This is a genomic window from Marinitoga sp. 1135, assembly GCF_013363245.1.
GTDB lineage: Bacteria > Thermotogota > Thermotogae > Petrotogales > Petrotogaceae > Marinitoga > Marinitoga piezophila.
Map to the genome: position 1 here is coordinate 134,015 of NZ_LBEZ01000025.1, position 14,077 is coordinate 148,091.

General features: G+C 29.9%; 14 protein-coding genes. 2 read left to right on the forward strand and 12 right to left on the reverse strand.

Translation table 11 applies throughout. The annotated features are described in order from the left end of the window. Window positions 1-15: 15 nt before the first annotated feature. Genes XO10_RS10175 through XO10_RS10210 form a run of 8 tightly spaced genes read right to left on the reverse strand, consistent with a single transcriptional unit; the run spans window position 16 to window position 8,592 of the window. Window positions 16-900, reverse strand: a complete 885-nt coding sequence (locus tag XO10_RS10175) for a hypothetical protein (RefSeq protein ID WP_175421466.1) — start codon at window positions 898-900, stop codon at window positions 16-18. Further along, the gene (locus XO10_RS10180; RefSeq protein ID WP_175421467.1) at window positions 900-1,958 is read right to left on the reverse strand and encodes a galactokinase; all 1,059 of its coding nucleotides are present in this window, start codon (window positions 1,956-1,958) and stop codon (window positions 900-902) included. The genes XO10_RS10175 and XO10_RS10180 overlap by 1 nt, the downstream gene beginning before the upstream one ends. Then, the gene (gene galT / locus XO10_RS10185) at window positions 1,951-2,913 is read right to left on the reverse strand and encodes a galactose-1-phosphate uridylyltransferase (protein ID WP_175421468.1); all 963 of its coding nucleotides are present in this window, start codon (window positions 2,911-2,913) and stop codon (window positions 1,951-1,953) included. The genes XO10_RS10180 and galT overlap by 8 nt, the downstream gene beginning before the upstream one ends. After that, window positions 2,906-4,492: a glycoside hydrolase family 36 protein gene (locus XO10_RS10190; RefSeq protein WP_175421469.1), complete on the reverse strand. Its 1,587-nt coding sequence runs from the start codon at window positions 4,490-4,492 to the stop codon at window positions 2,906-2,908. The genes galT and XO10_RS10190 overlap by 8 nt, the downstream gene beginning before the upstream one ends. Window positions 4,493-4,506: 14 nt before the next feature. Next, window positions 4,507-5,322 carry a carbohydrate ABC transporter permease gene (locus XO10_RS10195; RefSeq protein WP_014297500.1) on the reverse strand — a complete coding sequence of 272 codons (816 nt, stop codon included), beginning with the start codon at window positions 5,320-5,322 and terminating at the stop codon, window positions 4,507-4,509. Window position 5,323: 1 nt separating this feature from the next. Continuing rightward, entirely contained in the window at window positions 5,324-6,250 is a 927-nt protein-coding gene (locus XO10_RS10200) for a carbohydrate ABC transporter permease (protein WP_014297501.1), read from the reverse strand. 49 nt (window positions 6,251-6,299) lie between these two features. Beyond that, window positions 6,300-7,550 carry an ABC transporter substrate-binding protein gene (locus XO10_RS10205; protein ID WP_014297502.1) on the reverse strand — a complete coding sequence of 417 codons (1,251 nt, stop codon included), beginning with the start codon at window positions 7,548-7,550 and terminating at the stop codon, window positions 6,300-6,302. 37 nt (window positions 7,551-7,587) lie between these two features. Next, window positions 7,588-8,592, reverse strand: a complete 1,005-nt coding sequence (locus tag XO10_RS10210; RefSeq protein WP_175421470.1) for a LacI family DNA-binding transcriptional regulator — start codon at window positions 8,590-8,592, stop codon at window positions 7,588-7,590. 387 nt (window positions 8,593-8,979) lie between these two features. On the opposite strand from XO10_RS10210, the gene XO10_RS10215 reads away from it, so the two are divergent. Continuing rightward, window positions 8,980-9,864 (forward strand): glycosidase, encoded by an 885-nt coding sequence (locus XO10_RS10215; protein WP_175421471.1) that lies wholly within the window; start codon window positions 8,980-8,982, stop codon window positions 9,862-9,864. Window positions 9,865-9,890: 26 nt separating this feature from the next. On the opposite strand, the gene XO10_RS10220 is transcribed toward XO10_RS10215, so the two are convergent. The 4 genes from XO10_RS10220 to XO10_RS10235 form a co-directional block, all read right to left on the reverse strand. Continuing rightward, a complete protein-coding gene (locus XO10_RS10220; RefSeq protein WP_175421472.1) occupies window positions 9,891-10,253 on the reverse strand; it encodes a NifB/NifX family molybdenum-iron cluster-binding protein in 363 nt (120 codons plus the stop codon). A gap of 113 nt (window positions 10,254-10,366) precedes the next feature. Beyond that, a complete protein-coding gene (locus XO10_RS10225; protein ID WP_175421473.1) occupies window positions 10,367-11,626 on the reverse strand; it encodes an MFS transporter in 1,260 nt (419 codons plus the stop codon). Between the two features lie 216 nt (window positions 11,627-11,842). Beyond that, a complete protein-coding gene (locus XO10_RS10230; RefSeq protein WP_014297515.1) occupies window positions 11,843-12,751 on the reverse strand; it encodes a pseudouridine-5'-phosphate glycosidase in 909 nt (302 codons plus the stop codon). After that, entirely contained in the window at window positions 12,748-13,836 is a 1,089-nt protein-coding gene (locus XO10_RS10235) for a PfkB family carbohydrate kinase (protein WP_175421474.1), read from the reverse strand. The genes XO10_RS10230 and XO10_RS10235 overlap by 4 nt, the downstream gene beginning before the upstream one ends. A gap of 135 nt (window positions 13,837-13,971) precedes the next feature. Between XO10_RS10235 and XO10_RS10240 the strand changes: the two genes are divergently transcribed. Next, complete coding sequence (locus tag XO10_RS10240; RefSeq protein ID WP_175418591.1) at window positions 13,972-14,076, forward strand: SHOCT domain-containing protein; 105 nt, start codon at window positions 13,972-13,974, stop codon at window positions 14,074-14,076. Window position 14,077: the final 1 nt, after the last annotated feature.

Consider the following 14,077-nt stretch of genomic DNA (forward strand, 5'->3'; position numbering starts at 1 on the left):
TTTGAAGATCTGTTTTTATTCTGAAAGATTAATAACTATATCCCATTTTAATACTTGATTCGGCAGGATTTTTAGAATTTTCTTGTTTTTATATGCAATCTCAAATGAATCGTAAAAGCCGTTTGAAGGTTCAAGGGCGCAGTTGTATTCGTTTTTGAAGCCGCCTTCGTTTTTCCAGATTCCAAAATAGGGAATGTCAGGAAATTCTATTGTATATTTTAATTTATTATTGTTTAAAGTAATCTCTGCTTTATTGATTTTGTTTATTATATAAAACTTTTCTGTATTTTGGCTTGATGGCGGTAAAAATTTATTTAATTTGTAGTTATTATATTCTGGATATGTACATATATTTCCAATTTTTCCAAGGAATTTGCTGTTATGGACATTTAGAACTTGATTCACATTTTCCAGAAATATTTCACTTTTTTCATCTATTGCAAGTAATCCGTGAAAAGTCCAAAAACCATAAAATATATCATTTCCGGTATTTTTAACTGAATAATATAATTTAATTGAATTATTAAAAAGTATTATTTCTCTGCAAAAAATATAATTGAATTCAGGACTTTTTACGCAACAGAAAATTTTATTATTCTCTTTTTTACATTTCCACGGAATTGACCATAATTCGCCATGATCCGGTAATTCTTTTCCATTTAAATATATTCCGGGATCAATATTTGGAAACATTTCATCAATGCCTGAGGTGTCGTATTTGTCATAATTATCTCCATATTTTGTTTTTTCATAAAACCCCTTTATTGGTTGAAATAAAACCTCGAAGTTTTGGGGCTTGTAGAATATAGAAGCTATTTTAGCACCCAATTCTGGCAATATATGAATTTTTAAAAAATCATTTTCCAATTCAATTGCTTCCATATTTAAATATTTCAACATCAGTCACCTATCTTTTCCACTCCATTAGCTGAATTAACTTCAAAATAATCTATATTCAAACCAAATTTTTCATGGTATCTTTTATTTAGTTCATCTATTAAATTATAAAATTCATTTTTTTTACTTAAAACAAGAATGCTTCCGCCAAATCCTCCTCCAACCATTCTTGCACCTAAAACATTATTTTTTAGAAAATCAACTATAAAATCCGTTTCTTCACAGGAAACTTCATATAGATTTTTTAAGCTTTCATGTGATTCAAAAAGGTATTTCCCCACCTCTTGTATATTGCTGTTTTTTAAAGCTTCTACAGTTTTTAACACTCTTTCATTTTCTTCAACGACGTGTTTTGCACGTTTAAATAATGTTCCGTTGAGTTTTTCTAGATCATTTTTATTTACATCTCTAAATGTTTTTTTATTTAATTTATTTAAAACTTCTTCGCATTCCTGCCTTCTTTTGTTGTATTCGGAATTCCCTAATTCATGTTTTACACCTGAATTGATGATAAAAAAGTTATATTCTCCAAGTTTTAGAGGAATATGCTGGAATTGTTTTGTATAAGTATCAAGCAAAATGGCATTGTCTTTTTTTGAAAGGGAACAGGCATATTGATCCATAATTCCACACCTTAAACCAATAAATTCATTTTCAACTTTCCAACCAATTTCTGCAATTTCAACCCGGGATAAATTTAAATTGAGAATGTCGTTTATTCCATAAGCAATTCCCACTTCCAAAGCAGCAGAGCTTGAAAGCCCTGCGCCAATTGGAAGCGTTGAAGATATGTTAATCTTAAAAGGAGGTATACCTATATGAAGAATCTTTTCGATTTCTTTTATTACACCTATAATATAATCTGCCCATGTATTTGTTTTTTCGAGTTTTTCCTGAATTATTATTTTATTTTTGCTTTCAGAATAAAATTCAAATTTTTCGCTTTTTTCTAAATTTATATATATGTATTTATCTATTGCAAATGGAAATACGTATCCATCATTGTAATCAGTGTGTTCTCCAATTATATTGATTCTTCCCGGCGATCTGTATTTACTCATTTATATTCACCTCGATATTTCTCAGTTGTTCTGCAGCCTTTTCTGGTTCAATGGGGTTTATAAAAGCCCAGGTGCCGCTTTCTACACTCGCTATCCATTTTATAAGATTTGGTCCTCTCATTGGTGAGATAAATTCTACATGAAAATGGAAATAATGCATATTTTCAGGTAGATTAAAGGGTTTTTGAAAGAACATCATCATATATGGAAATGGCATATTAAATAGGCCATTATATTTTGAAGTAATGATTTTTAGAGCTTTGGAAAAATCTTTCTCTTCTTTTCCGGTCATTTCATATATGGAGCTAATATGCCTTTTGGGATATAAATGGACTTCATATGGATATCTTGCATAGAATGGAACTATAGCTATCATTGTTTCATTTTCGTATATGATTCTTTCGTTAAGTTTTTTTTCTTCATTTATGATTTCACATATTGAACATGTTTTCCTTTCGGAATACCATTTTTTTAATGCATTTATTTTTACCTTTATTCTTGGAGGCAAAAAAGGAAAGGCATATAATTGACCATGAGGATGAGGTAATGTTGCTCCCACTTCTTTTCCTTTATTTTCAAATATATAAATGTATTTTATGAATTCATATTTAGATAATTCTAAAGTTCTATCAGCCCACATTGAGGTTAATTTTTCTATTTGAGTTAATGGCATTTTTGATAATTCGGAATTATGTTCTTTGGTGTATACAACCACTTCGCAAATTCCCTGTGAAGACGCTTTTTTTAATATTTCACTATTGTTTTCCACATTTTCAGCATCTCTTTTTAAAGCAGGAAATCTATTTTCAAAACTAACTAAATCATATTCTTCAGGTAATTCCAGTACTCCCGGGCAAATAGGACAGCTGTCTTTTGGAAGGTTAGGTCTTTTCTGCCTGGAAGAGGATATCATTACCCACTCATCTGTTATAGGATTATAACGTCTTTCAAGCATTATTTTCACCTTCTAATGTATAAAAATGGAACAGTCTTTTATCCTCATTGACTATTGTTTTCTTGTTTAATGAAATAATATTGTCTTCAAATGTTATATTATATCTTTTTTCTTCAAGGTTCATTTTTAGTGTTATCTTTCCATATTTTGGATGAATTGACTCTATAATATAATTTCCGTCCATAATACCTTTTACTTTTACTATTCCACCTTGAAGCTCTAAAGCTTTAAAGTATATATCTTCTTCAATATCCAGAGAGAGATTATCGCTTTGTATAATCATATAATTCAATAATCCTGTGGCATAACCATACATCTGGCGAACAATTGAATCCAGTTGAGTATCCTCTTTTCTTAAGATTAAACAATCAGGGTCATTCCACCACCATTTTTCATTCATGAAAAACCTGTTAATGCTGTTTTTTAAAGCGATATATGCATTTAATTTTACAGATTCATCTGTGGTATATATAGGCGCTGTATCTTCACTAACCCTCATTCCATCTACATAACCGAGAGAAGGTAATAATGGAGCACCACAGCCTAATATGAAAGAATCTTTTACTGCATATCTTATTATCTCCAACCCTTTTCTGTAGCTTTCAATTGGAGTTATATTATTATCAAATCTTTTTCCTTCTATTGCACCTGAATAGAGAAAGTCTATTTTGAAGTATTCGAAACCGGCATTATACATATTTTTGAATAATGTATATAGATGTTTTTGTACATCAGGATTTGTTATATCAAGTGTATAGATGTTTTTATTCCAGTTTTTATAAGCTATCTTTGGATTTCCATTTTCATCTTTTATGAGCCAATCCTGGTGATTTATAAATATTTGAGATGTTTCAGAAACATTGAATGGCGCTGTCCAGATTCCAGGCGTCATATTATATGATTTTATTTTTTCTGCCATTTCTTTTAAAGATGGGAAATTATTTTTTGATTCCCAGTCGCCAATATCTTTTTGCCATGAATCATCTATTTGAAATACTTCATAACCATATTTTTGGGATAATTCAAGATTTTTTTTCACATCCTCCCAGTTTAATTTGTCAAAATATTGATACCATGAAGACCATCCTACAGGTCTTTTTTTATTCAATTTTATATTATTTTCAAACTTTACATAATCAGCATATATTTCAAGTAAATCTTCTGGACTTTTCCCTTCAATAATTATTAAAGGGTCAAAATCAATATAATCATCTAATTTTTTTTCAAAGAAATTCATATATCCATAAACGGTCATATTTTTTACTTTAAAATGATTATGAGAAACCTTTGAGGATAAAAATCCTATTAATTTTTTTTCAGAAAGAATAAAATAATCTGAATTTATTTCCGGATAATCCTTTATGTTTATACTTTTTGTTTCACCCCAGCTATGCCAATCATTGACGATAATATTTTCATCTATAATATCCTCAAAGATGTTTATTTTGTCAATTTTTCCTTTTATTTTTCCTCTGAGAATATATCCTTCAGGAATTTCTTCCATTTTTAATAAAACCATATAATTATCTTTTTGAATTTCAAAATAGTCATTTTCGTAGTTTATATTAAAAATTTTCATATAGGGACCTCCTATCATCCTTTTACGGAACCGGCTAATAAACCTCTAATGAAATATTTTCCGAGGAGTATATATACTATTAATGTTGGCAATGCAGCAATTAATGCACCAGCCATTTGAATATTCCATTCTACGACCTGACTACCAGCCAGATTTACAAGAGCAACGGTAATTGGTTGTTTTGAAGGATTATTTGTTACTGTAACTGCAAATAGAAATTCATTCCATATATTTGTAAATTGCCATATTGCCACAACTACAAATCCAGGGATAGATATTGGAAGAAGAATTTGTGTATAGATCTTTCTAAATCCAGCACCATCTATCGACGCAGCCTCAATTAATTCATCAGGAATTTCCTCATAATAATTTTTGAACATTAAAGTTGTAATAGGAATACCGTAAATAACGTGAATTATAATTAAAGCCGGAATTGTTCCATATAATCCTATTTTTTGAAAAAATTGAATTAAAGGAAATAAAACACTTTGATATGGAATAAACATACCGAATAATATTAAAGCAAATATTAAATTTGAAAATCTAAATCTTAATTTTGATAAAGCAAACCCATTTATAGAACCCAATAATGCTGAGATTATAGTTGCAGGAATTGTTAAATAAAAGCTATTTTTCATATTTGGAGCAAGTTTTTCAAATGCTCCTTTAAAACCTTCAAGTGAAAAATGTTTTGGAAAATCCCACATTGTGGCAATTGAAATTTCACTAAGAGGTTTAAAACTGGTGATTATCGTTACATAAAAAGGTAAAATAAAAAATGCTGAAATCAGAATAAGCAATGAATATATCCACATCTTTTTTAATGTCATATTATTCAGCCCCCTTTCTCAGGGAAGAGTAGAGATAAGGTATAATTATTACTGCAACCATAAGTAACATTATTACAGAAATTGCCGAACCCATTGCATATCTGTTTGATCTGAAGGTAAGTTCAAACATATATATAGCAGGAACGTCCGTAACGTTATTAGGTCCGCTTCCAGTCATTGCATATATCAAATCAAATATTTTTAATGAAACATGGCCAAGAACTATCATGGCACTTAAAGTAATAGGTTTTAGTAAAGGCATTTTTATCTTCCAGAATATATATCTTTCATCAGCACCGTCAACTCTTGCAGCTTCGAGAATATCTTCAGGGATAGCTTTTAATCCTGCAAGATACATTGCCATAATATATCCTGACATTTGCCATATGGCAGCTATTATAACTGCTATTAAAGCAAGATTAAAGTGACCTATACTTTCTGTGCTTGTGTACCACATCCATTGAAGATTTTCTAAACCAAATTTTTTTAATAACAAATTAATTCCCTGAGGATCATTAGGAATATTTCCAGGTGCAAAAATCCAGCTCCATACAGTACCTGTAACTACAAATGAAATTGCCATTGGAAATAAAAAGAGATTTTGAAAAAATCGTGAACCTTTTAATCCTTTGTCAATCATATTTGCTAAGAATAAGCCTAATCCAACAGAACCTGCTATAAAGAATACTGTAAAAAACAATGTATTCCACAAATCGGTCTGGAATCTTGCATCCATAAATATTCTTTGATAATTTCTAAATCCAACGAATTTATATACACCTCTTAATAAACTGCTGAAGCTATTCCAGTTGGAAAAAGAGGTCCTTATTGTCCAGAAAATAAAATAGTATACAAATATACCTATTAAAATCAATGATGGAAGAATTATTAAAAAACCTATCCTCGATTTTCTTTTTTGAATGCTCATCTTTTCACCTCTTTTTTATAAAACCCGGCTGTGAAGCCGGGTTTGTCTATTATTCAGTAAGGTAACCTTGGTCTTCTGCAGCCCACATAATATCTCTTAAAGCAGAAGATACGTTCTTTTTAACAAGGAATCTGTTTAATGTATCGTTTAATGTAGTTACAAATCCTTCTGGTGCTGCTGAACCGTGAATGATTGATGGAACAACTGCAACTTTTGAGAAATCATTCATTGACCATGTTAAGTAAACATCATATTTTGATTTATCTGCATCAATTCTTGCAGGGATAGAACCTTTAATTGGGTTGAAGATATCCTGAGCTTCTTTGGTTGAGATGAATTTTAACCATTTTAGAGCATTTTCTCTATGTGGTGCATTCTTTGGTAGTCCAAATGTATCTGAAATAAACATAAATGCATCTGCTGTACCTGGTACTGCAAACCAACCAAAGTCTACGCCAGGTTTCCAGCCTAATGTTTTATAATAACCTTCTGCCCAGTCACCCATTACGTTAAATAAAGCTTTTCCTTCAAATACAAGTCTTGAAGCATCCTGCCATGTTAATGCTGAATGGTCTCTATTGAAGTATGGAATTAATCTTTCAAGGATAACAAATGACATTTCTAATTCTGGAGAATCGAAAGATGTTTTTCCTGTGAATAATCCTTTATATCCTTCAGGTCCAAATGTTGAAAGCATTATGTTTTCAAATAAATGTGTTGTTGTCCATTTATTTTTATCTCCTAAGGCAAGAGGGATGTATCCTGCTTCTTGAGCCTTTTTTAATGCTGCAAAAAATTCTGACCATGTTGTTGGTTCTTTTGTTAAACCTAATTTTCTGAATATTTTTTTGTTATAGAATACAACATTTCCTCTATGAACATTTACAGGTATAGAATATACTTCTCCCTGATAGCTACAAATATTCATAACATCTTTTGGGAATTTATTATATACGCCCCAGTCTTTTAAATATTGTGTTAATGGTTCCATTAATCCTGGAATTACATATGTATCTGTTAATTCCATACCAGCATGTACCTGGAATGAATCTGGAGGGTTACCACCGAGCATTCTTGTTTTTAAAACTGCTTTTGCATTAGTACCTGCGCCACCTGCTACAGCTGCATTGATGATATTTATGTTTGGATATATTTCATTAAATCTGTGGAACAAGGCTAATAAACCTTCTTCTTCTCCTCCACCGGTCCACCAACTAAAAATCTCTAAATCATTAGATGCTGCGAATACACTACTTACCAACAATAATACAGCAATGAAACCTACTAAAAACTTCTTCATACCTTCACACCCCCTGTTTAGGATTGATATTTAACCACTATGTGGTTTTTCTTTTTATTAAGTCAATATCTAATATAATTTTTTCCGGTTTATGCCTTTTGTTATTAATCTTTTCCAATAATAAATTGAAAGCTTTGAAACCTAACTCAAATTTTGGTATTTTTATTGTCGTTAAATCTATAATTGAGGAGTAAATAATATCGTCATATCCCACTACAGCTACTTTTTCTGGAACATTAATATTATGTTCTCTTAAGGCTTTTAATGCACCATAAGCTAAAATATCGTTAAAACAGAATATTCCATCAAAATCCACCTTTTCTTTTATTAATTCATTTATCTTTTCGTATGCGGCAATCATATCTTCTTCTATTGTATAGACCATTTTTTTGCTGAATCTTATGTTATATTCTTTTAAAGCTTTTTTATAACCAGAAAACCTTGAATATGAAACAAAATTATGATTATACACGTCCAGAAAAAGAATTTTTTTCTTTCCGTTTTCTATTAAATGTTTTGTAGCCAAATATCCGCCTTTAAAATCATCAGCATATATTTCATCGGCATCCATTCCTTCAAAATGATCACCAACTATAACGTATGGAATATTGAGGTTTATCAATGCCTGAAATTTATCAGATTTTTGTTTTTGATTTCTAACAGGACTAATTAATATTCCATCTACACGTTTTTCGAACATTAATTTTAGAGCTTTTTTTTCAACTTCATAATTTTTTTCAACATCTATTAAAATAAGACTGTAATCATTTTCTTTAGTAGCTTTTTCAATTCCTTTTAAAACCTCAACAAAGAAAGGGTTTGTAATATCTTTGAAAATAACTCCTATTGTTTTTGTTTTCCTGTTTCTCAAAGATGATGCTGTTGCATTTTTTACATATCCTAATTCATCAGCTATCTTTAAGATCTTCTTTTTTGTTTCTTCATTAATATCTGGTTTATTATTTAAAGCTCTTGAAACTGTATTTATAGAAACATTAGCAACTTTTGCAATATCTTTTATTGTTACATACCTTTTTCCCATAAAAACCACCTCGGATTTTTATTCGGTAACGTTATCGGTAACGTTACCGATTTAATTAAAGCACATTTTACATTCTTGACAAAATGGTATTTGAGTTAATTTACCCGGATAAAATAAAAATAGATGTGGTTATATCTAATTATCAAAGAATTTTTCATAATTTTTATTAATTTGAAATTAACATAATATTTACTAATGAAAATTCGTTAAAATCAGAATAATTTTATGTTATAATTATAAAAAATTGGAGAGATACTATGAAAGAATTTTATAGAGGAATAAAAGACGGAATACCAATTTGTCTTGGTTATTTTACTATAGCTGTTACTTTTGGATTGTTGGTAAAATCAAATGAAAAATACAATTTTAATTAAGTGAGGTGTTATTATGGCTTTAAAATTAAAAAGACATCCATTGAATCCAATATTAGCTCCAATACCAAATCATTTATGGGAATCGAGATTCGTTTTTAATCCTGCTGTGGTTTATGACGGGGAATTATTCCATATGTTATATAGAGCTCAAGGAGAAGATATGGTTTCAAGATTTGGATATGCTGTGAGTGTTGATGGTGTGCATTTTAATAGAATGGAAAAACCTGTATTTGAGCCCCAGGAATTAAATGAATTATATGGTGTAGAGGATCCTCGATTAACCTTTATTAATGGAAAGTATTATATGTGTTATACTGCATATTCCCCTGATAATATTAGTGTTGCTTTGGCTTCTACAAAGAACTTTTTTACATGGGAAAGATATGGAATTGTTTTGCCTGAAAGTCCAAACAAAGATGCAGGTATATTTCCTGAAAAGGTTAATGGAAAGTATATTATGATTCATAGATTAGAACCTGATATATGGTTTGCGTATTCTGACGATTTAATTCATTGGGGAAATTATGTAAAAATAGCCAGTCCTCGGGAAGGGTATTGGGATAGTTTAAAAATAGGTCTTGGAGGGCCTCCGATTAAAACTAAGTATGGTTGGTTAATGTTATATCATGGGGTTGAGGAGGCTTCGAGAAATATATATAGATTAGGATTTATGTTGCTTGATCTTGATGATCCAACGAAAGTATTAAAACGTTCTGAAAAACCAATTCTTGAACCTGAAGAAACATGGGAAAAGTTTGGTGGCGTTCCAACTGTTGTGTTTTCTGATGCAATGGTTGAGTATAAGGATGAATATTATATTTATTATGGCGCAGCTGATAACTATATTGCACTGGCTACAATTTCTAAAGATGAAGTATTTAAATGGATATTAGAATAAAACACCAGGGATTATCCCTGGTGTTATTAATGATTATGGAATTTTTCTTTTACTTCATATTCTCTATCTATAAGCTTATGTTCTTTTAAAGCTTCGATGATTTCTTCGACGGTTCCATCAGCACCTCTAATTACCTGAATTCCAAACTGCTCAAAAAATGCTATTGCTCTTCCGCCTATACCTCTTACTACAAGCATATTAACTCCTTTGTCGTTAAGATAATTTGGAATATCTCCAGGTCCGTGTTCTTCAAGAGGATTTTTTATTACTTCAACTTCATAAGAATTGTCGTTTAATGTAATAAAAGCAAAATATGGTGCGTGTCCAAAATGTTCGCTTATAGGGGAAGATTTCCCATTGTCTTCTAATACTGGAATTGCAATTTTCATTGTATCGCCTCCTATATATATTTGATATATATTTCACGTATATTATAACTATTTTATATGAGAAAAAAATAACAGATATATTTCAATATCTTTATAAAAAAAGAAGAAGAGTGCTACTCTTCTTCTGGTAATACAAAGGATATTTGACTAATTTTTCCAGAGAATAAGAATATATCTATAAACAATAGGATACCAATTGCTAAAAATAACCAATGAACTGCCACGTGATCTATTAAAATGCCAAGAATTAACATTCCAACTGGTGTTGCTGCTTGAAAGATTACGCCAAGTGCAGAGAAAATTTTTGATCTGTTTTCGTTTGGGATTATTTGTTGGAAATAAACGCTTATAGGTGTGTTGACAAATGCATTTGTAATTCCTATCATGATTAAGATTATACTAACTATAATAAAAATTGTCCAGATATTACCAAAATATGCTAATATGTCAGGAAATACCATTATTGCTATTAAAAAATTTAGAACAATCATACCATAAAAGCCATTTTTAAATAATTTTTGAGGATTTCTTTTTGAAAAGAAAATAGCTAAAAAGATATTTCCTACTAAAATTCCAACAGTCCATGATGTTTCTAGTAAGCCATATTGTTGTGCAGAAAAACCAATAATTTCTCTAAATGTATATGGAAGAAGAACAACAAAAAGTGGGTTGAATAAAAAATTTAAAGATATTGCCAATAAAATGAGATTTCTTAAAATGTCATTATTAAAAATAAAAAGAATGGATTCTTTTAGATCATTTAAAATAATTTTAGCATTTACGTGAGATTTTAATTTGCTTGTTTTTTCATATCGGATGAACATTTCGCTAATGGCTGAAAGGATAAAGGAAATACCATTTAATATAAAAATCCATTGCATTCCCCAGAATCCATAAATAACTCCGCCTAATACAGGACCTATTATCATTGAAGCGCTACTAATGCTCTCGGTGATTGAATTTGCTTTCATTAAATCTTTTTCGGGGACAAGATCAGGAATCATAGCGCTGGTTGCTGCGCCAAAAAAACTATCAAGTAAAGAAATAACAACCTGAAATGAAAATAATACAAATAAATTCAATTTGTTTATATATGTCAAATATGCAAGGGATAAAATTATAAAACCTCTTAAATAATCCATAAGTACCATAATCTTTTTTCTATTGAATCTATCTCCTATTACTCCAGCAAAAGGTGCCATGATAAGAGCGGGAACCATATTTATAGTTGCAAATAATCCCATTTTTGTACCTGAACCGGTTAAATCCAATATAAATAACGGCATTGCAACCATTTGAATACCACTTCCTATTAAAGAAACCATTCTTCCAACAACAAAAAGAATAAAATTTCTTTTTTCAGATTCGTTCATTTTAATCCCTTCCTTTCAAAAAAATAAAACATATTTTAGAAATCATAAAATAGTATATCATATTTTTATAATAAAATCAAGATTTTTATTAAAAATATTTAATTTAATCAATAAATTTAAAGATGGACTTGAATTTATTTATAAAAAAAGTGCTTAATTCCAAAATTTAGAAGGAATTAAGCACTTTTATTTTTAAAATTTATATAATAAGGTAATTTATAATGATTTAGCAATTAATGCAGCAAGTTTTGCATTATTGTATACAAGTTGAATATTTGATTTTAAACTTTCGCCGCCTGTTATTTCTTTTATTTTTGCCAATAGAAACGGCGTAGTTTCTTTACCTTTTATTCCAAGTTTTTCTGCTTCTTTTAAAGCATCTTCGATAGCTTTGGTTATGGTGTCATAATCCATTTGATATTCTTCAGGGATAGGATTAGCAATAACAGCTCCACCTTTTAAGTTTAATGCCCATTTTGCTTTTAAAAATTCTGCAATTTCTTCTGGTGTGTCTAATCTGAAATTGACATTAAAACCGCTTTTTCGTGTATAAAATGCTGGTAATTCTTCAGTTTGGTATCCAATAACTGGAACGCCAAAAGTTTCAAGATATTCTAAAGTTAATCCAAGATCGAGTATGGATTTGGCACCGGCACAAACCACTGCAACATTTGTGTTTGCTAATTCCTGAAGGTCTGCAGAAATATCAAAGGTTTCCTGGGCGTTTCTATGAACTCCTCCGATTCCACCGGTTGCAAAAACTTTTATTCCAGCCATTTCGGCGATAATCATTGTTCCAGCTACAGTTGTTGCTCCATCTATTTTTTTGGAAATTACATATGGAATATCTCTTCTACTTACTTTCATTACTGAATATCCTTTTTTACCTAAATATTCAATTTCTTCTTCGGATAATCCAGCTTTTAGTTTTCCATTAATAATAGCTATAGTGGCAGGGATTGCTCCATTGTCTCTAACTACTTTTTCAACGTTTAAAGCTGTTTCAACATTTTGTGGATATGGCATTCCGTGGGATATTATTGTTGATTCAAGAGCTACAACAGGTTTTCCTTCTTCTAAAGCTTTTTTTACTTCTGGTGAAATTTCAAGGTATTTTTCAATCATAGTTTCATCTCCTTTAATTTATTTTCTATGTTTTCTTTTGATAATTGTTCTGAATTTGCCCCTTCTGACTCTAATGTAATTGCCGAGGCAGCTATGGAAATTTTCGCTGTTTTTTCTAAAGAATAGTTGTTTAAATATCCTAATACTATTCCTGCTGTAAATGCGTCTCCGGCACCAGTTGCATTTATTACTTTAATTTTCGGTGTTTTTATATATATCGTTTTATTTTTGTCAGCACATAAAATTCCATCTTTTCCCATTGTTAAAAATACTCTTTTAACTCCTTTATTAATAATATTTCTAACAGCTTTTTCAGCATCTTTTTTGTTTTCGATTTTTATGCCAGAAAGTATTTCAGCTTCATATATATTAGGTTTGATGGAATGGACATAATTGAGTATATTTAATATTTTAACGGTTTTTGCGGTAGAAACTGTATCTACAATAAATGTGTTGTTAATGTTTTTTGTAATGTATTCTATTGTTTTTTGAGGTAAATTAGTATCGAGTATAACAGCTTTAGACTTTTCAATAATATTTTTTTTGGATTTAATATAATTTATATCTATTTTTTCGCATATCTCCATATCGGATAATCCAACAGCCATATCTCCTTTTTCATCGAGTATAGCAAGATAAGTTGATGTTGAGAAGTCGTTTAGTATTAATGAGTCACTAATGTCAATTCCTATATTTTTAGAATGTTCAATAATTTTTTTGCCATATATGTCATTTCCAATAGCTGTTAGTAATTTAGTGTTTATATTTAATCTTGAAAGATTTTCTGCGATATTTCTTCCTACACCACCAGGTGAGATTTTTAATTCACCAGGGTTTGAATCTTTTAATTTTAGTTTTTTATTTGGAAATCCGTTGATATCAATATTTGCTCCGCCTATTACCGTTACATAATCAAGTTTATTTATTATATATCCTCTACCTAAAATATATCCTTTTTTTATTAAATTGGCAATATGTACAGCAACAGAAGAACGGGCTATATTTAGTTGCTTAGCCAATTCGTCCTGGGTTATGAAAGGATTTTCTTTTATTAGTTCTAAAATTTCCTTTTCTCTATTTGTCATTTTATCACCTAAACTTTTGTTTATTTAATTAGTCTATTGTTTATAATATCATAAATAAGAAAGAAAATCAAGTTTTTCTAAGGTAACTTTAAGTTTTTTCTAAGTCTCCTCTAAGGTTTATAGAGTATTATAAAGATGTCGAAGATAAATAAAGCTCTTGAAATATTGAAGGAACAATTTGCGAGAGGCGAAATTAGTGAAGAAGAATTTTTAAGAAAAAGAAAATTAATCGAGGAATAAG

Bases quoted from the DNA above. Each gene is read 5' to 3' on its own strand.
- XO10_RS10175 (WP_175421466.1), bottom strand. From the start codon at position 900: ATGTTGAAATATTTAAATATGGAAGCAATTGAATTGGAAAATGATTTT.
- XO10_RS10180 (WP_175421467.1), bottom strand. From the start codon at position 1,958: ATGAGTAAATACAGATCGCCGGGAAGAATCAATATAATTGGAGAACAC.
- galT (WP_175421468.1), bottom strand. From the start codon at position 2,913: ATGCTTGAAAGACGTTATAATCCTATAACAGATGAGTGGGTAATGATA.
- XO10_RS10190 (WP_175421469.1), bottom strand. From the start codon at position 4,492: ATGAAAATTTTTAATATAAACTACGAAAATGACTATTTTGAAATTCAA.
- XO10_RS10195 (WP_014297500.1), bottom strand. From the start codon at position 5,322: ATGACATTAAAAAAGATGTGGATATATTCATTGCTTATTCTGATTTCA.
- XO10_RS10200 (WP_014297501.1), bottom strand. From the start codon at position 6,250: ATGAGCATTCAAAAAAGAAAATCGAGGATAGGTTTTTTAATAATTCTT.
- XO10_RS10205 (WP_014297502.1), bottom strand. From the start codon at position 7,550: ATGAAGAAGTTTTTAGTAGGTTTCATTGCTGTATTATTGTTGGTAAGT.
- XO10_RS10210 (WP_175421470.1), bottom strand. From the start codon at position 8,592: ATGGGAAAAAGGTATGTAACAATAAAAGATATTGCAAAAGTTGCTAAT.
- XO10_RS10215 (WP_175421471.1), top strand. From the start codon at position 8,980: ATGGCTTTAAAATTAAAAAGACATCCATTGAATCCAATATTAGCTCCA.
- XO10_RS10220 (WP_175421472.1), bottom strand. From the start codon at position 10,253: ATGAAAATTGCAATTCCAGTATTAGAAGACAATGGGAAATCTTCCCCT.
- XO10_RS10225 (WP_175421473.1), bottom strand. From the start codon at position 11,626: ATGAACGAATCTGAAAAAAGAAATTTTATTCTTTTTGTTGTTGGAAGA.
- XO10_RS10230 (WP_014297515.1), bottom strand. From the start codon at position 12,751: ATGATTGAAAAATACCTTGAAATTTCACCAGAAGTAAAAAAAGCTTTA.
- XO10_RS10235 (WP_175421474.1), bottom strand. From the start codon at position 13,836: ATGACAAATAGAGAAAAGGAAATTTTAGAACTAATAAAAGAAAATCCT.
- XO10_RS10240 (WP_175418591.1), top strand. From the start codon at position 13,972: ATGTCGAAGATAAATAAAGCTCTTGAAATATTGAAGGAACAATTTGCG.